The sequence below is a fragment of the Enterococcus sp. AZ040 genome, from assembly GCF_050499185.1.
Taxonomy (GTDB): Bacteria; Bacillota; Bacilli; order Lactobacillales; family Enterococcaceae; genus Enterococcus_D; species Enterococcus_D entomosocium.
Genome location: NZ_JBMHEW010000001.1, coordinates 1,172,547 through 1,196,271, shown reverse-complemented (window position 1 = coordinate 1,196,271; position 23,725 = coordinate 1,172,547). Strand labels below are relative to the sequence as shown.

The window sequence follows — 23,725 nt, the reverse complement described above, 5'->3', positions numbered from 1 at the left end:
TCCTCAATATTTAGTCTGTTCAACTATAAAATTATATAACCTTTCCGCATTTGATCCTTCAACATAATCAAAAACTTTATTTTTTAAAGCTAAAATATAGTTAAGATCATTCAAATACTCGCCTGTTTCTACAAAATAGGTTAATTGGCTTATTGATGTAAAAATAGGTGCTTCAACATACTTTGGAAAATCAACATAGAATCCTACATCTTTTGTATATGTATTAACGTCAGGAGCAAAAATAAGCAAAGGTTTTTCAAAATAGCTATACTCTAACATAATAGAAGAGTAATCAGTTATCATCAAATCAATTTTAGGAAGAATTTGCTCTGAAAAATTTCCATCTTGAAAAATTGTAATTCCATCGATATTAATATTCTTTTTATAAGTCACATATGGATGCAGGGAGATGTAAATATCAAAAATAGATGTCAAATGCTCAAAACTAGATAAAAAAGATTCAATGATTTCAACAGAATCTTGATTATCCTTCCGGTAGGTCGGTGCATAAAGGAGTTTCTTTTTACCATTCTTTTCTCTACTACCTACAAGATCACTATATAAATATAAACCATCTACTTTGGGATTTCCTAATGATATTACCTTCTCTTTAGTCATTCCAAATGCTTCTGCGTAATATGGAATATCCTCGGTACTATTGACGATTGCAAAATCATAGTTTGAATGGTGTTTAATTATACTTGAATTATTAGATGGAATAGATAATCCAAACTTTTTAAGGTGACCGATCGCATGCCAAATTTGGATGACATTATTTTTTTTGTTTTTGTTTATACAATATACAGGAAAAAAATAATCATCTATTATAAAGAAGCGTGACGTTGCTAAATGATAAACACTACCAATCGAATTAAACAAATATTTGACTCTGCCGTATAAGGTTCGCTCAAAATTGAAAGAAATCGCAGTAATTTTAAACGAACCTTTTTCATTAAAAATCTTCTGAATGTTTTTTAAACCAGCAAACAGTTCGGCATTTCGATTCGTTGCTAAAGTTATTTTTGTAGAATCAACTCTACAAAACAATAAGAAAAATTGATAAAACAAATTGATTACTAATCTTAGTAGATATAGCTTTATACTTTTCACTTATATTTCCCATTTCATTACTGATTTACCCCAGCTACTTATTAAGTCTTCTTCAAAAAATTCTACTACGTCTGACAATTTCTTGATTGTCTTTCGAATACCAATTAAACTTAATAATCTTTGGCGTGTTTCATCATTGTTACTTAAAAAATCAACTGTTTTTTGAAAAGCTTCACGCCCGCTTCGAGAGCTTCCTAACACAGTCAAGCCTTTTTCTAATACCATCCGAGTATTCACTTCTACAAAATGCTCCGAGACTCCCATTAACGCAATAACCCCTTGAGGTTTTATCAGATCAATAATTTGATTAATGGCGTCTTGACTTCCCATCCCACCTGTACACTCTACAGCATTAGAAATTTCTAAATTAGCTGGTATCTCATCCACTTGATATGTTTCGTCTGCAAAAGAAAAATAATCAAGCTTATCTCTATGCTTTCCAAAAACAATTAATTTGGCTTCTGGGAACATATTTTTAATCAAAACAGATGATATATAACCAAGGTTACCATCACCCCAAACACCGAATACTTGACGATTTTGATTCATCACTTTGTCCAATCGACTAATCGCATGCATAGATACTGAGATCAACTCAATAAAAGAAGCTAACTCAGACTCGATATTATCAGGCAAGAAAACTGCACGATCTCGTCTCAAATAGACGTACTCTTGCATATAACCATCGTACCCACTTGATCGGAATTTAGAACTTCTTAAATAGTTTTCTTCAATAACTGGATCTTCTTCAAATGGAGTATTAGGTATCATGACAACTCTCTGTCTTTTTTTAAACTCACCTTTTGGATCAAAAATGACTTCTCCAATCCCCTCATGAATCAATGCCATTGGTAATTTTTGACTCAATACTTTTTTATCACGACTCCCAGTAAAATATCGTTGGTCTGCATGACAAATTGATAAATAGGTAGGTCGAACGATTATACAATCTGTTTTATCAATTTCTTCATCAACAATAACTGTTTCAAATTGGTGCGGGGAAACCAATCGATAGACTTGATTTAACATTACTCTCTCTCCTCAATGATTGCATTTGCAATTTTTAGATCAAATGGTGTAGTCACTTTAATATTAGAAGTAGAACCTTCAACAAGCCCAACCTTTACGCCAGAAAGCAAACAAATCTTACAGGAATCACTCAGCGTTTTAATATCTTCTTCAGAAAGTTTATTCAAACAATCAAGAAAAACATTAATATTGAACGTTTGAGGGGTTTGCCCTTGATACATTTCATCTCTAATAGGAATCTCAGTGATTTCTTTATCAGTCCCTCGAACAATTGTATCTGTAGCCGGAATGACAGTATCAATGGCATTGTATTGCTTAGATAATTTAATATTGTCTTCAATGATTCGTCTTGAAATAAAAGGTCGAACTGCATCATGTACAACGATTACATCATCATCATGACTACCAAATTGTTCATGTATATAGGTAATACCATTCTTTAGCGTATCATTTCTTTCTTTACCACCAGCAATGATTTTTACTCTATCATCTTTAATATATTTAGAAATAATATCTTTTGCATGTTGGATCCAGTTTTCTGGACAAGATACAATAATTGCATCAAACTCATCATTTAAAACAAATTTTTCCAGTGTATGAATAATGATTGGTCGATTGCCTAATTGAAGAAATTGTTTCGGCATGCCTACATTCCCCATTCTTGTACCTTTACCACCTGCTAAAATTTGTGCATATAACATTGTTAGCTCTCCTCATCTGTTAATTAGTTGTTTTCTTCTACTTCTTCTCTGCTTTTTTTCTTTTGCTTAGTCGATTCTCCCCACTGAGGAATGAATTTACCATCAGCTGTATAGCGTGAATCAAACACCTCTTCTTGATTTATTTCTTTGTAGAAATCATTTGCTAAGTATTCAACAAAACGTTCACTTGATTTTCCATCGAGATCATCAAAAAAGAAATGAACAAAGTCATCTATTCTCTTAATATCTATTTTTTGATCCTTAATTTGAGAAATCAATTCATTCGTATTTGTGGCAAAAGAACCAGGAATAAAGTCCAGATAATCATAATAAAAGTTTCTAGAACTCATATACTCTGCCAAGTCTGGACTAAAGAAAATCATTTGCTTCTTAAGTAGTGCATATTCAAAACAAACTGACGAATAGTCTGTGATCAGTATATCAGTAACCAACAATAAATCATTTATCTCTCTGTAACTTGAAACATCATAGAAAAAATCAGCATATTTATATGGGATATTCGGTTCATTTTGGACAAATGGATGAATTTTCAGCAAAAAGATATACCCTTTGTCAGCAAATTCTTGATAGATTTTTTTAAAATCAATCATTTCATAGGGATAAAAGGCAGACTGTTGACCATTCCCCCTAAACGTTGGAGCGAATAAAATCACCTTTTTTCCTTTCAAAAAAGGAAGCTCATTGTAGACTTTATCAATTACAATCGCCTGTTCATTCTTATTAAAAAACAAGTCCGTTCGTGGAATACCTATTGGCAAAATATTGTTGATGGATATTCCAAATCCTTCAGCATATTTGTCCGCAATATTATGTGAGCTTACAAGGGCACGAGTATAATTTTTATGATTGACACTGTCCGGTCTTGGTCCTCCAGGCATTCCCACTCGACTATAACCAAATGTTTTAAAAGCTCCTACAGCGTGCCAAACTTGAATCAACTCTGCTTTTTCTCTAATTTTCAACGGATAGATCATAGGATAAAAATCATCGACAATAATGTATTTACTTGTTGCAATCGCCTTTGCAAGTAACCGAATCTCAGTGAAAGTTTTCTTTTCTTTAATACTTGACTTCAAATAAAATCGAACATCAAAATCTAAATTTTTTTCAAGTAATTTTCGATAAATGTACTCAAAATTTCCAGATATATCAATCCGACTATCTGAAAGAAAGGATATTTTTTTCTTATTTACGGGGTGCAAATGATAATACTTGTAGAAGAAAGAAAACATGTATCGTTTCATGACTCGTGCAAAAAAACTATCTACATTAATTTCTTCTGTAGAATACTCTAGTGGATCAATATCGGATAGCTTTTTGGAAAGAATCGTGATTGAGCTTCCTGCATAACTGTGAACAACAGTTAAACTATATTTTTTATTGCTTCTTGCTGAAAAACTATACATTTTTGTAGACACAATAATATCGCTTGTCGCATTTTTTACTTTCCCAACTGTGTCCCTCTTTGTTACCCAGCCTTCTGCACTCTTTAGATATTGAGTAACTTCTATTAACATTTCATAACTACCAATATCGATTGGTTTTCCTTCATGGAAGCTTGAGAAATTAATCGAGCCCTTATATTTTATCCACGAATCCGAATCGGATGATTTTTTGTTAATTAAAGGAACAATATACTCTTGTCTTGTCTCTTTATTAATGATTATTAAATTTTTACGAATTAAATCATCTGAAATCTCAGATTCTGTCTCAAAATAAGCATATCCTTCAACCTTAAAGAAAGAATTGTTAAACTCTATCTTATCTATGCCACGTTTCAAAATATATCGATTGCTCGAATTTTTAGAATCAGAATTATTTTTGCTTGCTGTTTTACTGATTACATAATCGCTCAATATCTGGTCCATTACAATACTTCGTAGTTCTTTACTGTCAATTTTAGTTTCATCTGACTTGTTATGAACCACTACCGCACTCCTACCTGTGAGCTTTCTTTTCACTCTAGATAAAAATGATCTAATCCCCATCTTTACACCTCGTCGTCTATTTTTTACTATTCCATCCTAAGCTTTTAATTAAAAAAACTGGCAATTGAAAAATTCTTCCTATTCTTTTTGGAGAACTTAATGAACGATAAAGCCACTCTAAGTGCCATTTAATAAAAAAATTGGGTGCCCTTTTCGCATGACCACTTATCACATCTAAGCTCCCACCAATATCTTGAAAAACTGTGGCATTTAAGATGTTAATGTTTCTTGCCAAAAACAACTCTTGGCGAGGAAAACCTAGCGCAACAAAAAGAAAATCTGGATTCTTTTTGTTGATTTCTTCGACGACTTCCCTTTCCGTAAGATTAGTATAGCCATCAATACTACCTAATATCTGCAAATCAGGGTATGATACTCGTATATTCCGCAATGCATCCTTCAATACTTCTGAATGCGCACCATACAAAAAAATGCTTTTCTTTTTCTCGTTAGCATACTGTAATAGTTCCATCATAATATCAAAACCAGCTAGACGCGCTCGAATATTCCCTTTTTTTATCCTAGAGACCAGAACAATTCCAATACCGTCTGGAATCCGATGCGTGCCCTGTTTAATAAACTCTACTATCTCAGGATACTTATTTGATTCAGACACAATTTGTGGATTAACACTGATTATTGACATCTTTTTCCCATTATTCAAGGAAAAGGTTACATCTTTCAGCACATCCTCTTTTGTCAACGAATCTACTGGTATTCCCATAATAACATCAGTTTTCATATTGCTTATCGATCCAATCTATTAATTGTTTAGCTGCTGTTCCATTTACGAATGAGTTCCACTTTCTATTAAAAGCCTTACAATCAAACTCATCAAAAGCAAGTATTTTTTTTAATAAAGCTTCAGTCGAATCTTCTATGACAAGATTGTTCTCGTCAAATGCATCATCTTGAATTCCTACTAGGTGATCATACTCTTTATAATCAAAGCAATAGTAGACAACTCTGCCCATCGGGTTAGCTAATGAATATTCAAATGGAACTGAAGAATAGTCTGTAACCAAACAATCTGTAACAAACAATAAATCTGATAGTGACCATTTACTCAAAGGCTCATTATGTGACGACAATGAAGATAATTTTAAATATAGTTCTTTATCATGTGGGTGAGGATGAACGATTAGAATCCATTCATCACCTAATTTTTTTTCCATATAGGTAAAGTCAAGTGGATTATTCATCTTCTCTTCACGATATGTTGGTACATAAAGAACTATTTTCTTTCCCTTCGGATTATCTTCTTTCAAACGTTTAAGTACTTCTTTTTTATGATCATTATCAAAATAAATATCTGTTAATGGATAACCAAAAGGTAACGTATTTATTGAACTGTGGTAACTGCTCGCAAAAATATTAGCCATATGTTGAGAACTTACCACATAGTGGGTAAATTGATTATACACTTGCTGGTATCTCTTTTTATCAATTTGAGTCATTCTCCTTACATACTCAGCTTCAAATCCAAACTTTTTAATCGCACCATTTGCGTGCCAAATTTGTATTATTTTCACGTCATTTGAAAAGTTAATCCCTCCCAAAACAGCAAAATAATTGTCACAAATAATGACTTTCGCCTTTTTTAATTCTGGTACCACTCGTCTCAACACAGCGTCGAAAGAGTTCAGATTAATAATTCGGCATCCTTTTTCCTTATACTTCTTAGCTACCTCTCTAGAATTTGGCGTATAACAAACCACTAAACGGTCTTCATAATGCTTATAGAGTTTTTCAAGAATATAACTGCTAGTACTTGGAAAACTTAACATAAAAACAACTTTATCCTTTTTTTTATATGAAAATCGTGATACTTGCTTGACACATTGTAAATAAAAAGATTTCGATAATGATTCAACTGTTAAATATGACATAATATACCTCTTTTTTCACACTAGTATCTATTTTAACCGATAATATCGGAAAAGAAAATAATTGTAATAAAACCGACATATTCTTTTGATTTTTAACCTACCATTTCTTTATCATTTTTCCGAATTTATTGTAGACAAAATTCTCTTGTGTTAGTATAAACATGATTTAATAAATAAGATATTTGAAAGGAAGTAACATGCAAGTCAAATCAAAGAACATAAAAAGCTTATCAATAATTATTATTTTTGCTATCTTTTTCTTATCTCCGCAAATATTTCAACGCTCACTTATAGTGGCGAATGATTGGTTATTTCATATGAATCGGTATTATGAAACATCAATGCAAATTCAAACAGGTCATTACAATTATTTTCAATCACTTTTTGGGTTTAATCAATCAGGCAGAATAATCAATGCAATGTATGGTGCAGATTTCGCTTATTTTGCAGGAGCAATTTTATCTCTTGTAAAAAGTTGGTTTCATTTCCAATTAATATTGAATTTCCTATGCTTTTTCAGTGCAGGATTTTCAATGTATTTATTGGCTAAGTCGGCACGCATCAGCGAGAACGTCTCTCTATTTTGCGGTATAATTTATATGGTTACTCCCTTAGTTATTTGGTGGTCCACTACACAAGGTTTTACTGGAGTAGGTGCAGCATTCTTGCCTTTTGCTTTTATCCCTGCAGTGAAGATGGTTCAAAACCCGAGAAACCCAATTCAACCACTATTATTCGGTGGTGTAATCGCACTTCTGTTATCAATCCATGTCTTTACTGCGTTCTTAGCTGTCATAGCTATCATTCCTTTTTTCTGTATTGGATTTTATCGAGCTCAGAATAAAATAGTGATGTTAATCAATGCTATGTTAGCTGTGATAATTGCAATCTGTTTGTCAATGAACACATTTGTTGCGATGCTTGAAGTTCAAAGTAATACTTTAATTATGCCTTTAGTCGCAAGGGATCTATACGGTGGTGGAACCTTTCTATCTACGGGCGCAATGGATTATAACAATTTTGGACTAATATTATCTACTCTTTTTCTTATACAACTCGTTGTTACCATCAGTCAATGGAAAGAGCTTACCACATTAGAAAAAGTTATAAATGTTACTGGCCTACTTTTTTTAATTGTTTCATCAAAATACTTTCCTTGGAATCATTTAACTGACTGGTTCCCAAGTTTGCTTTCTATTCAATTCTTACGCAGACTAGCCTCAATTCCTCTAGTATTATTAGTTCTTGGTTTTGGGATTACCATCGATCGTGGCATTCAAATGGTCAAAAACATACACTTTAAAAAAGCATCCTTGATTTCTCTAAGTGTAATAGCACTATTGAGTACAACAAATGGTTGGCAACTTATCGAAAACCAAGCTAGACGATGGAATTCAAGTGAACCTTTATCTGGAGACACTCGAGCAGCGGAAATACTTGAGGATGATGAAAATAAAGTACGTGCGGCACTGAGTGATTCAGATTTATCAAAAGCATTTACTGTCAGTCAAAAACCAACATCCGATTACTTACCTACAAACACAAACTTGCAAAATGGTTATTCAGCATACTCTAAAGAAATTCTTCATAACGATCTCAACTTAAATAAAGAAGTTACAGCGAAGTCAGAATTAAAACTAACTTGGGATAGTAATCAAAGTGATGAAGAAAACATCCTGCTACCTGTTATAATCTATAACAATAGTTACGTAGAATTAAACGGAGAAATGTTATCTAGTGAAGATTACACACTTTCGGAAATCGGGAGTTTGATTCTCTCAAACAATCATCAAAAAAATACCGTGATTGTTGGTTATCAACCTTCTACTTTATTCTCAATTTCGCTTTTTATCAAATTCATTAGTATAGCTCTTGTGGTAATATACTTACTCTACCAATTATTCAAAAAATTAAAGAAAACATCAAAGGCTAAAAATAAGAGAACTAGAAGCTAAAAAAAGAGGAAGCCATTAATATTGGGCTTCCTCTTTTACTTTTAGCTCCCTTTGTCTTTCTGAATAAGAAGTAAATAAATACAGCACTGACAGTTAGTCTGGCTTTCTATCTTTTTACGGATAAATCCGATTCAACAACCGTGGAAACGGAATGGATTCTCTTACGTGCTCGATTCCTGATAACCAGGTAACGGTCCGTTCTAATCCAAGACCAAAGCCGGTGTGAGGGACTGAACCGTACTTGCGTAGGTCTAAATACCATGAGTATTCGTTTTCGTCCAAGCCGTGGGCACGGATTTGTTCTAGCAGGTATTCATGATCGATGGCACGTTCAGAACCACCTATGATCTCGCCATAGCCTTCTGGTGCGATCATATCGGCACAGATCACGACATCTTCTCTCGTTGGATGTGGCTTCATATAGAAAGGTTTGATGGCTTTTGGATAGTTTAAGATAAAGACGGGCTGATCGAATGAATTGGCAATAAAGGTCTCATGTGGTGAGCCAAAGTCATCGCCCCATTGAATATCATCAAAGCCGTTCTTTTGTAATAATTCCACTGCATCATCGTAAGAGATTCTTGGGAATGGTAATTTGGTGTATTTTTTCAAGACTTCACGGTCACGGCCTAAGACGTCTAGTGCATAGTCACAGTTATCAAGCACATTTTGCACTAAGAATGCCACGTACTGCTCTTGGACTTCTAAACTTTCTTCTTGGTGCATAAAGGCCATTTCTGGTTCAATCATCCAAAATTCAATCAAGTGACGACGTGTCTTTGATTTTTCGGCACGGAAAGTTGGTCCAAAAGAAAAGACTTTGCCAAACGCCATAGCGGCAGCTTCCATGTACAATTGACCGGACTGAGATAGATATGCTTTTTGATCGAAATAGTTGGTTTCAAATAAATCGGTCGTTCCTTCTGGTGCTGATCCGGTTAGGATCGGTGGATCGATTTTGATAAAGCCATTCTTGTTGAAGAATTCATACGTTGCCCGGATGATTTCGTTTCTGATTTGCATGATGGCGTGTTGTTTTGAGGAACGCAACCATAAATGACGATGGTCCATCAAGAAATCTGTTCCGTGTTCTTTTGGTGTGATTGGGTAATCATGGCTTTCCCCAACAACTTCTAAACCAGAAATGCCAATTTCATAGCCAAATTTTGAGCGGCTGTCTTCTCTGATTTCCCCAGTGACCAGTACGGCAGTTTCCTGATTTAAATTTTTCGCTAATTGGAAAACTTCCTCACCTACTTCACTTTTCACAACGATTCCTTGGAAATACGCTGTTCCGTCGCGAAGTTGTAAGAAGGCGATCTTGCCGCTGGAACGTTTGTTAGCAACCCATGCTCCGATTTGAACGGTTTCGCCAACGTGTTTTTTTGCATCTAAAATTTGAATAGATTCCACTTGATTCTCTCCTATCTAATTAATAAAGGCACCATAGAGCATTTTAAGCTTTTTGGCGCTTCTTTTCAACAAAATCATGGATTCGTTTGGTAGCTTCCGCTAACGTGTCCCAATCAGTTGCATAGCTGATTCGTAAATAATCCGGTGTGCCAAAACCAGCACCAGTCACTACTGCCACGTGGGCTTCCATTAGTAAAGCTTCTACGAAGGCATCAATGGTTTGATAGCCGCACATTGTCATGGCTTCTTTGACATTTGGGAACAAGTAAAAAGCGCCTTGGGGTTTCGTCACCTTAAAACCAGGAATAGCGGCAATTAGCGGATATAGTTTATTCAAGCGTTCTTCGAAGGCCTGACGCATCACTTCGATCGATTCTTGATTACCAGTCAGTGCCTCAACTGCTGCGTATTGGCTAGCAGCCGGCGGGTTGCTGGTAGCTTGGGAAGCGATATCGACCATCGCTTTGATGATTTTTGCATCGCCGACAGCAAATCCGATCCGCCACCCAGTCATAGAATAGGTTTTTGAAACGCCGTTGATCACGATGGTTTGTTTGCGGATCTCTTCAGATAGGCTAGCGATTGATGTAAAGGTATTGCCGTTATAAACCAAACGACCATAGATATCATCCGCTATGATCCAAATATTATTTTCCACTGCCCAGTTGCCGATTGCCGTTAATTCTTCTTTTGAGTATATCGCCCCTGTTGGGTTGGCAGGCGAGTTTAAAATGATGGCTTTCGTTTGCTCTGTACGAGCGGCTTCTAATTGAGCAACAGAAACTTTAAAATCTGCTGATTGCTTAGCTTCAACAAACACAGGTGTCCCTTCTGCTAAACGGACTTGTTCCGCATAACTGACCCAGTAAGGAACTGGAATGAGTACTTCATCCTCTTCATCAAGAAGCGCTTGAAACAACGTATACAGGGCAAATTTCGCGCCATCTGTCACGATCACTTGGTTTGAATCATAGTCAGCACCATAAAACTCTTTCATATAAGCAAGAATCGCCTGTTTTAGCTCTGGAATCCCAGCAGTTGCTGTATAAAAACTAGCTTTGCCGCTCTCAATCGCTGCAATCGCTGCTTGGCGAATGTTCTTCGGGGTAATAAAGTCGGGCTCACCGACGGTTAGACTTAATACGTCTACACCTTGGTCTGCTAATGCTTTTGCCTTAGCAGATGCCGCTAACGTAGCGGAGGGTTCTAATTTTTCTGCTCTTTTTGAAAGTACCATGTTTATCATCCTTCCTACGATCCAAATTTCTGTCTATCAAAAGCGCCTTTTTATAGTTCAGTGACCGCTTTGATTTCTTCTCCTTCTTTGAAACCAATCAAATAATAGTTCAAGCGGCCTTGGTCGTCTTTAGTCATGACTTCCCAAGCGGGCTCGCCTTTAAAAATACCCAATGCTGCTTTTTGGATTTCCTGCCCTTGATGGTTGTCGCGAACGAAGGCCTTGGCCTGTGCTTCCGTCAATCCATCCCCTTGATTAAAAACGGAAACCTTTTCGCCGCTTTTAGGAATGATCACGACGATCTCATTGTTATTCGTATCTTTTCCAACAATGCTAAAAGATGTTTCCTCACGGGTGAACCAATAAAATTGTTCGACCTCTGCTAAATCGGTGTATCTTTCTGCTATTTCGATCGCTTCGTTTCTTGCTTGCCGCATTGGACGAGAAGAACGGAGATAGAAAATAGAAGCGAAGAGAATAACGACCAGTAAAACCGTGATCGCACTCAGCAAAATAATCACTCGCCGATGTTCTTTGTCTTTTGTTTTCACACTTCGTACTCCAATCTTAAATAAAACTCATTATATCAGATGTTCGACTCATTTTTCAAAATCAACCGCCGCTTTTTCCTCTTGCGCAAAAAAATGTTGAATATCTTCGGCAATTTCGGTTGGACTAGCTTCAATCAGAGGTAAGTTTTTAGGCAGACCTTTGACCATCCGTTTGCCATACTTCGTTGATAACAAGCGTCGATCAAGGACGACCATCACGCCTGTATCCTCTTCAGAACGGATCAAGCGCCCCAACGCTTGGCGTAGCCGTAGAATCGCTTTAGGTAAGGCATCTTCTTTGAAAGAATCGATGCCTTCTGCTTCCAAGAAGGCATGCCGTGCTTGGACCATTGGTTGCTTAGGATTCTCAAAAGGTAAGCGAGTCACCACAGCGATCTTCAAGGCCTGACCTGGTAGGTCGACCCCTTCCCAAAAACTGCTAGTCCCTAATAAGATGCCATTTTCCGCTAATAAAAATTTCTTTAAGATTTTCTCACGGGTTCCGCCAGTTCCTTGAGCAACGATTTCTCTGCCATAATGCAGGGCTTTTTTATTCAATCGATCATAGACATTTTTCAAAGTTTCGTGCGCCGTAAACAACACAAGCGCTGGTTGCGGATTGTCAAACAAAATTGGGACTAACGCTTCGACTAAATAATCCGCGTATTCAGCAGCTGATGCTTGTTGGATCGAGAGTCCTTTTTTAACTACATAGAGTCGAGTTTGTTTGCTGTAGTCATAAAAAGCGGGAATCGTTTTGACTGGCACATCGGTCAAGCCAATCTGATGGGCAAAATATTCTTTATTTCCTGGGATCTTCAATGTCCCCCCAAGATAAATGATGTGCTGATAGCGTTGATACCACGTGCTTTCCACGATCGAATGCCCTTCTAGATCAGCTAATTCAATCACAGCATTTCCTGACTGGGGATGCTTTTTCAACCAATGAACGTAACGAGGATGCCACCAAGTCAACCATGCGGTCACCGTTTGTTCCTGGGTTTCCATTTGACCAAAGAAATCAAACAAACGAGCAATCACGATTCGTTGTCTTGCATACCACCGATCATTGGTCAACTCGAATCGCTGACGCAACTGTTGTTGGATCTCATTGATTTCTTGATAGTAAAGGCTCAATTTCTGATGAAGCTTGTCTTGTTCTAACGTGCCATCATAGAGGTCGTCATGGTGCACGACTTGTAGCTCTGGCGCATCGATCGACAAACTGCGAAAATACTGTTCTTGTGTTTCGACCAAGATCGACAACGCGTTTCGATACAACGAGAACATCCGTTGCAGAAAGTCATCCTCGGTAATGATTTGGGCAATTTCTTCAAATAGCCCTTCTTCATTTAGCTGTAAAAACTGCCGCTTGAAGTGAGCAGAGTCAAAGACATGTTGACTAAAGCCTTCTGCTTGTTGCGGCAACTGTTGGGCTTCATCAATCAATAAGTAATCACTCGTTGGCAACAGTGGCTGCGCTCGCCGGTTTTCCTGCATCAAAAAGGCATGGTTGACGATCAAAACATTGCTTTGCGCCATCCGCCGATATAAATGGCGGACAAAATCTTGTTCATAGAAGGGTTGATCTTTGGCTAAAAAAGCAACGCCGCGATGGCGGATGTCGGTAAATAAAGGATGATCAAGTCGAACCAAGTTCAATTCATCGAAATCCCCCGTTTCTGTTTTAGTTAGCCAAACTAAGATCCCCATTTGGTATTGCGCATATTGCTTTTGCTCTATCGGTTGATCAAGGGTCGCTTTAAAACGCTGCAAATCAATGTAATGACGATGACTTTTGACCAAAACTGCTTGCAAAGGTTGCTGCAGTACTTGGTTTACCAAAGGAATGTCTTTGTTGATGATTTGATTTTGCAATAGAATTGAAGAGGTACTAACGATCAACGGATTTTCTGGTGTCACTAAATAGGCGGCTGGAAACAAGTAACCAATGGTTTTCCCCATGCCTGTTTCTGCTTCAATGATCAGATTTTTCTCTGGCTGGGTGTAATGCGTATACACTGCATTCATCAAGCGTGCTTGTTGTTTCCGATAGACTAAGTGCTGGCCAAAGCGCTGTTCTTTTTCCGTTTTAACTTTCGGATACGTTTCTTGAAAATGCGTAGATTCAAAAAGCGGGACGGTCTTTTTCCGCAAGACGATACCGTCGATCACTTCTAAATCTTCTGCCAACTCTGGGCCTTTTTCTTTTAAGATTCCATGGATATAGTCACTCGTTTGCATGCCCATTTGACCGCTTAAAAGCGCAATTTGTTTAAGGGTCGTTCGGGGCAGTTCTCGCATGATCGCTTCGATATACAAAAATAAAGCTGCGGTCACTTCTGCATCACTATCAGCTTGATGCGGGTTATCATGACGAAAGCCGATGCTATCTGCCAGATCGCCTAAACGAAAGCTGCTTTCTGTTGGTAGAAACACTTGCGCCAATTCCACCGTATCGATTCCGGGAAGTGATAAAGGCGGTAGCCCGCAACGCACAAATTCATTGCTTAAAAAATGATAATCAAAATAAATATTATGCGCCACAAAAATCGTGTTGCTGAGTAAGTTATAGATCGTATCAGCTACGTCTTCGAAATATGGCGCTTTGCTTACTTGTTGGTTTGTGATGTGTGTCAATCGTTGAATTTGCTTAGAAATTCTGCGGTCAGGGTTGATATCTGCGGCAAAACGATTGATGATCTTGCCATCTTGGACTAAGACACAGCCAAATTGAATAATTCGATCAATCGTCGAATCGGTTCCTGTTGTTTCAAGATCCACCACAGCGTATATGGGTTTCATTGTATTCCTCCTTGCACACTGTCTGCATTATACTACAAAATCAATGGCGATTACATCTGTTTTCCCACTAGATAAGAGGGTTCTCGGGAGGTAAAATTAGAAAACCAACCATTGGCGTTTCCTAGCTGAAGAAGTTTGTTGCTGTTCGCTGATCGCTTTTTTCGACAAAAAAAGGGATCTTTTTTATAATTTACTGTAAGGAGGCGAAAAAAATGAATGATTTCAAAAACAAACGAGTGATTGTAACGGGGGCTGCTTCAGGGATTGGAAAAGCGGTGGCAGAACAATTTCTAGCACAGGGCGCACTTGTTGGGTTAATTGATCGCAACGAAGAAGAGCTGCAGGAGTTTCTTGCTGACTATCAAGCACAAGCCCATTATCGAGCTGTTGACGTCACTGAAGCGGATAAGCTGCAAGAAGCAATGAGTGGTCTTGTAGAAGAACTAGGCGGTCTCGATGTACTCCATGTCAATGCCGGCATCAACGGTACCTGGACACCGATCGAAGAGCTGACAGTGGCAGAATGGGATCAGACGATCAACACAAACTTACGTAGTACCTTTATTACCGTCAAAGCAGCCATTCCCTTTATGAAAACGAACGGTGGCAGCATTGTCATTACGAGTTCAGTCAATGGAAACCGCATCTTCAGCAATTTTGGTGCGACTGCTTACAGTACGTCTAAGGCAGGTCAAGTCGCCTTTACAAAAATGGCTGCGCTGGAACTTTCTGGTTATAATATTCGGGTCAATGCCATCTGCCCTGGGGCGATCGCGACGAATATCGATGCCAGCACAGAAATTGAAGAAGAGGTTGCTCGCGTTGAGATCCCCGTCAAATATCCAGAACGTTCTCGACCATTAAAGCAAGAAACAGGCGTGCCAGAACAAGTCGCCAACCTTGTGCTTTTTCTATCTTCAGAGGCTGCCGGCAATATTTCTGGAACGGAAGTCTATATTGATGGAGCGGAATCTTTACTTTAATCCAACAAAAAAACGAAAAATCAAACCTGATCCCCTCACTTGTTTCATTGAAGCCCTTGAGATGGATCATCTCTTGATTTTTCGTTTTTTCGTTTGGGTTATTTTCCCACCAAAGCCGCGATTTCTTCTAGAAAAGCAGTCTTGCCATAAAAATCTGCATTTAGTAACTCTGGAAAAATGGCTTCAAAGAAATAAGTGACACACGGTCGATGCTGAAACTCTTTGACGGTTAAAACGGCCTCTCGAAACATTTCTTTGTATACTTTATCTGGGTTGCTTTTTGAGATCTCTTCAAAAGATTCATACAAAAGATCGATCTTATCCGCAATTGCTAATAGCTGCCCTTCAAGGCTGTTGTCTTTGCCATCCGCTAAGCGTCTGCGATACGTTGCTTGAAAGCTTCCTGGAATTTCTTCTTCGATGAAGGCATCGGTCATTTTTTCTTCAACGGTTGATAACATTGCCCGCAATTCTTTGTTCGCATATTTGACCGGCGTTTTGATATCACCGATGAAACGTTCGGTGTAATCATGATTCAAGGCTTTTTCGTAGAGAATTTGCCAATTGACTTGATTCCCCGCCTTTTCTTCGATATCAGCTAAGGTCTGGGCAATCATCGTTACTCGAAATGAATGAGCAGCGACACTGTGCTCAGTAAACTTAAAAAAACCCGGCGCTCGTTGGATCTTCTCTAAATTAGCCAATCCGAGAATAAATTCATTCAATCCCATAAATGTGCCTCCTTTTTTTAAGAGTATAACAACTCCTTTGTCTGCAAGCAACTATCTCGCGCACAAAAAAAGAGCAGCTAAGCTGCTCTTAAAAGGCATTCACTAATTATGCTTTGTTAACGTTAGTCGCTTGAGGGCCACGTTGTCCGTCTTCGATATCGAAAGTCACTGCTTGACCTTCTTCTAAAGTTTTGAAGCCTTCGCCTTGGATAGCTGAGAAATGAACGAATACATCGTTACCGTTTTCTGCAGTGATGAATCCAAAACCTTTGTCTGAGTTAAACCATTTAACTGTACCTGTTTCCATAATAAAAATCCTCCTTGTGTTTATACACATATTTTGCAATTACTTGTATAAGGTGAAAATGTGGAAGATGTTTAAGATGAAACAAGCTACCATAATTTACCGTAACAAAAACTACACTTTGTATTATAGCACATTATCTTCATTATGACTAATAGAAAATCAAAAAAAATGAAAACGCCTTTATTTTTTTATAATTCGCAAAAAGACTGCTGCATTAAAGATCTGCAACAGCCTTCTCTTTTTTGGAAACGATTTATTGGCTAACGACGCAACTGCGTTTAGTAGCGCAAAATCGCCGTCAAACTTTTTTCTCCAGGGGCATCTTTTTGTTCCAAGATAGATACCTCACCGCCGTTCTCTAAAACATCGATTGCCAGTGTATTTAACACTTGCCGCCGATCGTACTCTGTATCAGGATCTTCTCCAAAACCATCGGCGAGATTTGAGGTAGCCACAAACAGATAGGCGATCCGGCCTTCTTTGGCTGCAGGCACGATATCAACCAATTGGTCAATAAATTTTCGATCCAACAGCTTGCCGTATTCCCCAACTTCTTTTTGTGTCAACTCTGCAATCAACTTATGCGTACACGTTTGGATCTCTTTCAAGGATAACGATGCTGGGGAAGAGGAAATACTTGGTTCTGCTTTGAAAAAGTTCGTTTTTGCCACTTTTTTAAACAGCGTTTGATTTTCTGGTAATGCAAACAGATACATTGGTAAATGCTCTTCATTTGAAAAATCATTCTTGAAAAATGCATCAACTGCTTGGTAGTAGTTGACGTGATCGATCTCGACTTCTTCATCTTTGGCACTAAAGCCGTGATAAGCAACGCCTTCTCCCCCTGAGTTAGGGCCACCTTGAGCACTGTAATTAAAGTTACCACCACCAGTGACTTCTTCCCCCAGCGCTTTTTCAATCGTCGTCGGTGCCTCTTCTGGCAACTCGACTTCACGCACTTGATTGTTTTCAACTTGATAGACTTGCATTGAATCGCGATTCAACGCTAAGAGATAAAATGGGTAATTAAATTGTGCATTTTTGATGACAGCTAATACATAAGGGGTTTCCCCTACGTAATATTGATCATCCACACGAATACTTAACCGATGGACCAGTACCTCTTCTGGGGTGATAATCACCGCCACACTTGTTGTACTGTTGCGCCAAAATGATTGATCTGCAAGCAGTTCATCAATTTTCGTTTGAAAAAGATTCCAAGAATGTTCTGGGTATTTCTTTTCAAAGCGGCGCTTCGCATCTTTGGCAAAGTTCTTAAATTTGATTTGATCCTTTTCGACATTCTGGTGGCCGACATGCGTATTGAGCATGATCGTGACAAATGGTCCTTTGATTCCGTCAGATATTACCTGCGATAAAAAACTTTTTCCAAATTTTCCCATTCCACATTACCTCCTGCTTAATCAAATACAAATAAAGTGTACCATGCTTATTTTCTTCCATAAAGTAAAACGATTGCACGCGTTTATTTCCTCATTCGTTTTTCTGATGACTCACTATACTGGCTATTTTTCAGCGGATCAGCCAATGTATTTCTGGTGGCCCATAGAAAGCCTCGTTTGGTCCAAGTCTGAATGGTCGGCTCTTTCAGCTCTTTTAGACTGTGTCCAACGGATTGGAAAAAGACTCTGCCCTTGCCCCATTTTTTGATCCACATCATTGGCAGTATGATTTCTTGGTTAGCTGCATTCGGATGATCTTTAGCGGCAAATGTTGAGGTAGCTAACACAGTGACGGCTGGATCAACCAAGCAATAGTATTGCTCCGTCGTCAACTGAGGGATCGATTGCGTATTTGCCGTAATATAGTGATCTGTCGTAAGATCGATGCTATAGGTCGTTTCCAAGCCACCAGGATGTGCCAAAAAACAGCCACCAGTCAGAAACAACCAGCCTTTACTGGCTTGAAAAGCCGAAGCAAAGCCGCCATGAACTCCTGCTAATCCTAATCCTTCTGCTACAGCCTGAGTGACATTTTGCAGCGGCTCATCAGGTAATTCTCCACGCGTCCAATTCATGATCAACAGATCCAGCCTTTTTAATTCTTCTTTATGATAGAGAGGTTCAAAATCTGAGGCGAGTGTCACCTGATATCCTTCTGACTCCAGCAACGTTTGGTAAAACTGACTGGTTTCTTTTGGGGCGTGTCCTTCCCATCCTCCGTAAATGATCAATGCTTGTTTCATTTTGTGTTTCCTCCCTTCTTTCTAACTTAGCGAAAAAAACGCAAAAAGCGAAGCAGAACGATTCTTCGTTTTCCTTCGCTAGTAATTTTTTCTGATTTAACGATTAATTGAACGCCCGACACGATTGATCGTATGGCGCATGCCTCTAATTGCAACCGATGTTTCGAAAATATTTTCGGTCGGTGCCATGCCGCCATAGCCGGCATCACCGATATGCTGCAGATCGACCCCACAGGTTTTGTTGATAATGGCTAATTGACGCAACGTTTCTGGACGTGCGCTTTCTTGACTCGTTCCGATCGCTGACATCGTCAATAAGTCATATTGTTTGGCAATTTGAACAGCTTCAATCAGATCCTTTTCTAGAAAGCCTTGAATCGAGCCAACTGAAGGCAGTAACAAAATATCTGCCCCAGCTTCAGCGTAAGAAATGATTGCTTCTCGATCAACCACAGGCTCATCTGAGCCGGCACTGTGCATTTTTCCAGCGATGATCAACCCAGAGAAATGTTCTTTTGCCAATTTTACTGCTTTAGCGATTTCTCGGTTGGTCACACCTGTTCCAGGATTGCCTGTAAAGCAGAGAAAGTCCACCCCGAGTTCTTGGGCTTTTTTGATGGTGTCAACCGAACTTGTTCGGCCTTGACTGATGCTGATCTTTTCACTCATCATCTCCGTCGTAGCTGGGATCGGCTCAAGATTGATGCCGACAGGTCGTCCAATCAGTTGTTTTAGTTGAGGAATCGGGTTTTCAATCGGTTGTTTAGGATCAAGCAGCTGCTCCAATGTGATACCAGGCATCCCAAAAATAGCTGGGCGATAACAATCAAACCCATTCAACAAAATTAAGTCAGCCCCAAAAGCTGCCGCGACTTCTGCGTTGGTGATATCGCCAGCTTGCGGCATGGTTTGAACCACCGTTTCACAGACGATTACTCGTCCTTCGCTCGCTTTAATGGATTGTTTCAATTCTTGCGCCGACATTTCTTTGATTTCACTATAGTTTGCACTTATCAATCGTTTGACCATGTTTTTCTTCCTTTCTTTTCCTTCTCATCTTGCGAGAAACACGAATAACAGGTAAAATATAGCTATTGTGTTCCCTTAGTTAAATGGATATAACAAGTCCCTCCTAAGGATTAGTTGCTGGTTCGATTCCGGCAGGGAACGTTTTTTGAAGAAAAAGATTCCTTATTTTTAAGGAATCTTTTTTTGTTGGAAAGTAAATACCTCTGCCTCGATTTGCTTAGAAATAATCTTCCAGAATCGGCTTTCCGTCTGGTAAGTTTTCCTGAATCATCACTGCAGCTTCCTTCTCCGTTTCCATTTGCTGGAAAAAGACCAGAGAATCGAGGGATTGTGCCTGCAAGAACAGCTGCACAAAACGCTGAATCGACAAGGTTGCTTTTGGCAGCTTGGTAGCCGTCGTTTTCGTGACCTGATGCTGAGCGGTTTCGATTGTCACTTCATAACAGCCATTATTCCATGGGGCATATTCATCCCCTTGAATTTCTATGGCAAAACCGCCGGCTTTTTTCAATGTGAATGGATAACTTTTTAGAAACCCTTCCACATCGATGACGCGCGCCATCATGTCCGGGCGCACTTGGTAGTGAGCCAATGGTTTGGCCGCGTTTGCTTGTAGGACTTCCCCATCAAACCCTGGTCGATAGTTAATCTGTGCTACTGAATCTGCATGGGAGACGATAAACCGATTAAATCCTTGGTAAGCATTCGCAGTCAAATAGCCCCACTCTTGAATATCGAAACGTCCTCCCTCGATAAAGTAAATCAAGTAGCCTTCAGGGACCCCTGCTTCATTGCGATAAATCGCAAACGTATACGGTCGTCGCAAAACAAACTTGATTTCTTCCCACCAGGGTTGGCGAATCAGTCCGCCCTTTTGATGGCGCGGCAATTGATGATAAATCTCGTGAATGATCGGCTGTGCTTCCTCCCAATTCATGCGTTGAATCGTTCCATTCACTTTCTTGCCATCGGGCCATTGATGCGCATCGACTTCATAAACCGTCCGTTCAAAAGTATACTCATACCCATATCTGCGATAAAAAGCAAAGGAGAAAGGTGCCAGATAGGAAAGAACGATTTTTTGTTCATAGCAGTCCTTAATGATTTGTTTCATGATCCGATCGATCCGACCTTGGCTGCGATACTCTGGATACGAAGCCACAAAACCGATCCCTGCCATCGGATAACTCGTTCCATGAAAGTTCACATCAAAAATCGTTGCCATGATTTGGCTCGCCAATTTTCCATTCCCATCGTAGGAACCATAATTCCAAGAATTTTCCGCAAGCTTGCGATAGCGCTTGATATTTGTTTCATTCAATTCCCACTGAAAGGCATAAGAAACCAAGTCCAGTACTTCTTGCGAACCAAATTCGGTCATTTTTTTGACATCTGTCATTCCTTCATCTCCTCTACTTGAAAACACGCAAGAAACGCAAAAAAGGCGTCAGTCGACCCCTTAATATGCTTCTTCCATCATACTCAACATTTTTTTAAATTGCTTGCGTTTGAAATATCCTAGAATCGTACCTAAGAGCATGTCATTTAATTGCTGAATCATGCCTTCAGAAGTCATTTTTTCTTCATAATGCAAGTTGCAGTGCGACTCGTCTATCGCTTCGATCTGATAGTGTACACGGAAGGTATTTTTTTTCGTCGCCGTTTGGAACGCATAGGCTTGATTCTTCTTGACCGTTTCGATTGTTATGGTGGCATTACTATCTTTATAAAACTGTTTAAGATAGCTGTATCCTTCTAATTGCTCTTCAGTAAGTGTTTGATCTGTCGCTTGTTTAATATCATGTAAAACGGAATCGATGATCGTCTTATATAAAAAGTCAGCGGGTACATTCATTTTTTTAGTGATTTCCATCTTGCGCCTCCTTGTCTTTCTTGTTGCGTTTGTGTCCAATTGAAGCCATGATTCCTCCAATAGCCATTAGAATGACTGACGTGATGAGATTCACCCAGTGGTATTCACCTGACTGCGCGTTAGCGCTGTATATAAATAACATACTACCGATACTTATAAAAAACAATCCATTTTTAAACATGATATCACCTCACTATTGACTAACGACGTTAAAGTATAGCACTCGACCCCAATCAGTATTTTTGATTGCGTCTTTGGCAAGTTTCGCTGCTTTTTCTTTGTCTTCTGCCGTTGTTTCAAAAATCAACTGAATCCCTTTTTTTTCTTTAAAGGTATACTTGATCTCACCTTCTGTCAAAGACTCAAGTAATGCTTTGATGTTGTCTTGTTGCATCGCGGAATTTACAATAATCATTTTTTCTCCTCCTAAAAAAGATAGCTAGATGGGTGAAGCCACCCATCTAGTTTATTTGATTAGTTCTCTTGGTCTGCTGGATTGATTTTGTTGGCAGCAATAATAAATGGTGCCCAGATCAATAAAGCTACAGCCAAATTAATAATTGTCAAGATGATCGCACGCCAGTCTCCACCGGTAGCTAAGAAGCCGCTTAGGATCGTTGGCATTACCCAAATCACATTTACCACAACTGGTGCAACTAACCCTAAAGTTGTTGCAAAGTAAGCAATCGTTGCTGTAACTAACGGTGCAACAATAAATGGAATGATAAACAATGGGTTTAACACGATTGGTAGACCAAACATTACTGGTTCATTGATATTGAACAACCCAGGTCCAATCCCTAGTTTACCAACTGTCTTATAGTCGGCACGTTTAGAGAATAGCAAAATTGCGATCAAGAGCATTAAAGTCACACCTGCTCCACCAGGCCAAACAAATGCTTCGAATGAACCTGCTACCCATTTATAAGGAACAGCTTCCCCTAATTGATAAGCATTAGTATTTTCAACCATTGCCACACCGTAGATCGATTGTAGAACAGGTCCCATGATATTTGTTCCATGTAATCCAAAGAACCACAAGACATGGACAAGTAAAACAATGATAAATACGGCAAAGTACCCTTGAGAGAGACCCAATAATGGTTTTTGGATCGATTCGGAGATCCAGTCAATTATCGGCATACCGACAAAGCGTTCAAATAGATAGTAAATCAAACCTGAAGCATATAGTCCGGCAATCCCAGGGATAATCGCTGCAAAGGCACGGGAAACTGCTGGTGGCACTGAATCTGGCATTTTGATAATAATATTTTTTTGCATCAATTTTGCAAAGATAATAACTGAAACGAAACCAAAGATGATTGCCGTGAACAATCCAGAGCCACCCATATAGGCGCTAAATGGGAAGTAGCCCCAGCCTGCAGCGCTGATCGTTGAACCATCTGCTGCAAATCCTGATGTAGCACTTGTACTGTTGATCATGTCTACCACGTTTGCTGGTAGTGCTTCTTCTAACGCTAAAGAAAGAGAAGCAGATTGTGGAATACCCATAATAAATGCTGCTAAAGAGACCAACGCACCTGATAGTGCATCAACATTGTAAGCCTTCGCTAAATTATAACCGAATGAAGCTGAGAAGATAACCGCCATAATTGCTAAGGTACCTGTCCAAACTAAACCATTGACTGCGATCACTGGCGTGAAAAATTTCGTGATTGCATTGTCCGCACCAAGATAAGTGTTTGGAAAATCACGCATGAAGGCGTTCAATAATACTGCAATTGCCCCAGCCATCGTTGCTGGCATCATTCCGATAAAAGCATCCCGCAAGGCAACCAAATGCTTTTGCGCACCAATCTTAGCTGCAACCGGGAGAATGTGTCTCTCCATCCAACTTGTTAATCCATCCATTCTTAATTCCTCCTATAAGTTCTAT

Annotated in this window: 21 protein-coding genes and 1 tRNA gene; 3 read left to right on the top strand and 19 right to left on the bottom strand. The window is 38.9% G+C overall.

All coding sequences use genetic code 11. The annotated features are described in order from the left end of the window. Nucleotides 1–3 precede the first annotated feature (3 nt). Genes IGK63_RS05545 through IGK63_RS05520 form a run of 6 tightly spaced genes read right to left on the bottom strand, consistent with a single transcriptional unit; the run spans nt 4 to nt 6,738 of the window. Nucleotides 4–1,110 (bottom strand): CDP-glycerol--poly(glycerophosphate) glycerophosphotransferase, encoded by a 1,107-nt coding sequence (locus tag IGK63_RS05545; protein ID WP_016613196.1) that lies wholly within the window; start codon nt 1,108–1,110, stop codon nt 4–6. Continuing rightward, the gene (locus tag IGK63_RS05540) at nt 1,111–2,139 is read right to left on the bottom strand and encodes a ribitol-5-phosphate dehydrogenase (protein WP_005236926.1); all 1,029 of its coding nucleotides are present in this window, start codon (nt 2,137–2,139) and stop codon (nt 1,111–1,113) included. After that, a complete protein-coding gene (locus IGK63_RS05535; RefSeq protein WP_005236927.1) occupies nt 2,139–2,840 on the bottom strand; it encodes an IspD/TarI family cytidylyltransferase in 702 nt (233 codons plus the stop codon). The genes IGK63_RS05540 and IGK63_RS05535 overlap by 1 nt, the downstream gene beginning before the upstream one ends. 23 nt (nt 2,841–2,863) lie before the next feature. Beyond that, nucleotides 2,864–4,849, bottom strand: a complete 1,986-nt coding sequence (locus IGK63_RS05530; protein WP_016613194.1) for a CDP-glycerol--poly(glycerophosphate) glycerophosphotransferase — start codon at nt 4,847–4,849, stop codon at nt 2,864–2,866. A 16-nt stretch (nt 4,850–4,865) separates the two neighbouring features. Further along, complete coding sequence (locus tag IGK63_RS05525) at nt 4,866–5,591, bottom strand: WecB/TagA/CpsF family glycosyltransferase (RefSeq protein ID WP_016613193.1); 726 nt, start codon at nt 5,589–5,591, stop codon at nt 4,866–4,868. Beyond that, nucleotides 5,581–6,738 (bottom strand): CDP-glycerol--poly(glycerophosphate) glycerophosphotransferase, encoded by a 1,158-nt coding sequence (locus IGK63_RS05520; protein ID WP_016613192.1) that lies wholly within the window; start codon nt 6,736–6,738, stop codon nt 5,581–5,583. The genes IGK63_RS05525 and IGK63_RS05520 overlap by 11 nt, the downstream gene beginning before the upstream one ends. 197 nt (nt 6,739–6,935) lie before the next feature. On the opposite strand from IGK63_RS05520, the gene IGK63_RS05515 reads away from it, so the two are divergent. Continuing rightward, nucleotides 6,936–8,693, top strand: a complete 1,758-nt coding sequence (locus IGK63_RS05515) for a hypothetical protein (RefSeq protein WP_429972458.1) — start codon at nt 6,936–6,938, stop codon at nt 8,691–8,693. Between the two features lie 114 nt (nt 8,694–8,807). On the opposite strand, the gene asnS is transcribed toward IGK63_RS05515, so the two are convergent. The 4 genes from asnS to IGK63_RS05495 are packed head-to-tail and all read right to left on the bottom strand — an operon-like array spanning nt 8,808 to nt 14,699. After that, nucleotides 8,808–10,106, bottom strand: coding sequence for an asparagine--tRNA ligase (gene asnS, locus IGK63_RS05510; RefSeq protein ID WP_005236932.1), 1,299 nt, complete (start codon nt 10,104–10,106; stop codon nt 8,808–8,810). Nucleotides 10,107–10,149: 43 nt separating this feature from the next. Beyond that, nucleotides 10,150–11,343 carry a pyridoxal phosphate-dependent aminotransferase gene (locus tag IGK63_RS05505; protein WP_034872200.1) on the bottom strand — a complete coding sequence of 398 codons (1,194 nt, stop codon included), beginning with the start codon at nt 11,341–11,343 and terminating at the stop codon, nt 10,150–10,152. A 50-nt stretch (nt 11,344–11,393) separates the two neighbouring features. After that, nucleotides 11,394–11,894, bottom strand: coding sequence for a DUF5590 domain-containing protein (locus IGK63_RS05500; protein WP_016613189.1), 501 nt, complete (start codon nt 11,892–11,894; stop codon nt 11,394–11,396). Between the two features lie 48 nt (nt 11,895–11,942). Next, complete coding sequence (locus IGK63_RS05495; protein ID WP_016613188.1) at nt 11,943–14,699, bottom strand: helicase C-terminal domain-containing protein; 2,757 nt, start codon at nt 14,697–14,699, stop codon at nt 11,943–11,945. Between the two features lie 212 nt (nt 14,700–14,911). On the opposite strand from IGK63_RS05495, the gene IGK63_RS05490 reads away from it, so the two are divergent. Beyond that, nucleotides 14,912–15,682 (top strand): SDR family oxidoreductase, encoded by a 771-nt coding sequence (locus tag IGK63_RS05490; protein WP_005236936.1) that lies wholly within the window; start codon nt 14,912–14,914, stop codon nt 15,680–15,682. Nucleotides 15,683–15,780: 98 nt separating this feature from the next. Here the strand turns inward: IGK63_RS05490 and IGK63_RS05485 are convergent, their stop codons facing one another. From IGK63_RS05485 to IGK63_RS05465, 5 genes are all read right to left on the bottom strand, one after another. Next, entirely contained in the window at nt 15,781–16,413 is a 633-nt protein-coding gene (locus tag IGK63_RS05485) for a YfbR-like 5'-deoxynucleotidase (protein WP_034872199.1), read from the bottom strand. Nucleotides 16,414–16,519: 106 nt separating this feature from the next. Next, entirely contained in the window at nt 16,520–16,720 is a 201-nt protein-coding gene (locus IGK63_RS05480) for a cold-shock protein (protein ID WP_003126918.1), read from the bottom strand. A 278-nt stretch (nt 16,721–16,998) separates the two neighbouring features. Next, nucleotides 16,999–18,123 carry a hypothetical protein gene (locus tag IGK63_RS05475; protein WP_016613184.1) on the bottom strand — a complete coding sequence of 375 codons (1,125 nt, stop codon included), beginning with the start codon at nt 18,121–18,123 and terminating at the stop codon, nt 16,999–17,001. 83 nt (nt 18,124–18,206) lie between these two features. After that, nucleotides 18,207–18,926: a ThuA domain-containing protein gene (locus IGK63_RS05470; RefSeq protein ID WP_016613183.1), complete on the bottom strand. Its 720-nt coding sequence runs from the start codon at nt 18,924–18,926 to the stop codon at nt 18,207–18,209. Nucleotides 18,927–19,022: 96 nt separating this feature from the next. Next, on the bottom strand, nt 19,023–19,955 hold the full coding sequence (locus IGK63_RS05465; RefSeq protein WP_016613182.1) for a hypothetical protein: 933 nt from the start codon (nt 19,953–19,955) through the stop codon (nt 19,023–19,025). Nucleotides 19,956–20,024: 69 nt separating this feature from the next. Between IGK63_RS05465 and IGK63_RS05460 the strand changes: the two genes are divergently transcribed. After that, nucleotides 20,025–20,096, top strand: a tRNA-Arg gene (locus IGK63_RS05460). 76 nt (nt 20,097–20,172) lie between these two features. On the opposite strand, the gene IGK63_RS05455 is transcribed toward IGK63_RS05460, so the two are convergent. The 4 genes from IGK63_RS05455 to IGK63_RS05440 all read right to left on the bottom strand — a co-directional run bounded on the left by IGK63_RS05455 (nt 20,173) and on the right by IGK63_RS05440 (nt 23,700). After that, nucleotides 20,173–21,354, bottom strand: coding sequence for a GNAT family N-acetyltransferase (locus IGK63_RS05455; RefSeq protein ID WP_016613181.1), 1,182 nt, complete (start codon nt 21,352–21,354; stop codon nt 20,173–20,175). A 60-nt stretch (nt 21,355–21,414) separates the two neighbouring features. After that, the gene (locus tag IGK63_RS05450) at nt 21,415–21,828 is read right to left on the bottom strand and encodes a DUF3284 domain-containing protein (RefSeq protein WP_016613180.1); all 414 of its coding nucleotides are present in this window, start codon (nt 21,826–21,828) and stop codon (nt 21,415–21,417) included. A gap of 193 nt (nt 21,829–22,021) precedes the next feature. Next, entirely contained in the window at nt 22,022–22,243 is a 222-nt protein-coding gene (locus IGK63_RS05445) for a hypothetical protein (RefSeq protein ID WP_005236947.1), read from the bottom strand. A gap of 59 nt (nt 22,244–22,302) precedes the next feature. Further along, complete coding sequence (locus IGK63_RS05440) at nt 22,303–23,700, bottom strand: PTS sugar transporter subunit IIC (RefSeq protein ID WP_005236948.1); 1,398 nt, start codon at nt 23,698–23,700, stop codon at nt 22,303–22,305. Nucleotides 23,701–23,725 lie beyond the last annotated feature (25 nt).

Coding starts and splice junctions, on each gene's coding strand:
- IGK63_RS05495 (WP_016613188.1), bottom strand. CDS start 14,699: ATGAAACCCATATACGCTGTGGTGGATCTTGAAACAACAGGAACCGAT.
- IGK63_RS05530 (WP_016613194.1), bottom strand. CDS start 4,849: ATGGGGATTAGATCATTTTTATCTAGAGTGAAAAGAAAGCTCACAGGT.
- IGK63_RS05465 (WP_016613182.1), bottom strand. CDS start 19,955: ATGGTCAAACGATTGATAAGTGCAAACTATAGTGAAATCAAAGAAATG.
- IGK63_RS05520 (WP_016613192.1), bottom strand. CDS start 6,738: ATGTCATATTTAACAGTTGAATCATTATCGAAATCTTTTTATTTACAA.
- IGK63_RS05485 (WP_034872199.1), bottom strand. CDS start 16,413: ATGGGATTGAATGAATTTATTCTCGGATTGGCTAATTTAGAGAAGATC.
- IGK63_RS05515 (WP_429972458.1), top strand. CDS start 6,936: ATGCAAGTCAAATCAAAGAACATAAAAAGCTTATCAATAATTATTATT.
- IGK63_RS05440 (WP_005236948.1), bottom strand. CDS start 23,700: ATGGATGGATTAACAAGTTGGATGGAGAGACACATTCTCCCGGTTGCA.
- IGK63_RS05475 (WP_016613184.1), bottom strand. CDS start 18,123: ATGGGAAAATTTGGAAAAAGTTTTTTATCGCAGGTAATATCTGACGGA.
- IGK63_RS05490 (WP_005236936.1), top strand. CDS start 14,912: ATGAATGATTTCAAAAACAAACGAGTGATTGTAACGGGGGCTGCTTCA.
- IGK63_RS05480 (WP_003126918.1), bottom strand. CDS start 16,720: ATGGAAACAGGTACAGTTAAATGGTTTAACTCAGACAAAGGTTTTGGA.
- IGK63_RS05505 (WP_034872200.1), bottom strand. CDS start 11,343: ATGGTACTTTCAAAAAGAGCAGAAAAATTAGAACCCTCCGCTACGTTA.
- IGK63_RS05470 (WP_016613183.1), bottom strand. CDS start 18,926: ATGAAACAAGCATTGATCATTTACGGAGGATGGGAAGGACACGCCCCA.
- IGK63_RS05445 (WP_005236947.1), bottom strand. CDS start 22,243: ATGATTATTGTAAATTCCGCGATGCAACAAGACAACATCAAAGCATTA.
- IGK63_RS05455 (WP_016613181.1), bottom strand. CDS start 21,354: ATGACAGATGTCAAAAAAATGACCGAATTTGGTTCGCAAGAAGTACTG.
- IGK63_RS05540 (WP_005236926.1), bottom strand. CDS start 2,139: ATGTTAAATCAAGTCTATCGATTGGTTTCCCCGCACCAATTTGAAACA.
- IGK63_RS05535 (WP_005236927.1), bottom strand. CDS start 2,840: ATGTTATATGCACAAATTTTAGCAGGTGGTAAAGGTACAAGAATGGGG.
- IGK63_RS05450 (WP_016613180.1), bottom strand. CDS start 21,828: ATGGAAATCACTAAAAAAATGAATGTACCCGCTGACTTTTTATATAAG.
- IGK63_RS05525 (WP_016613193.1), bottom strand. CDS start 5,591: ATGAAAACTGATGTTATTATGGGAATACCAGTAGATTCGTTGACAAAA.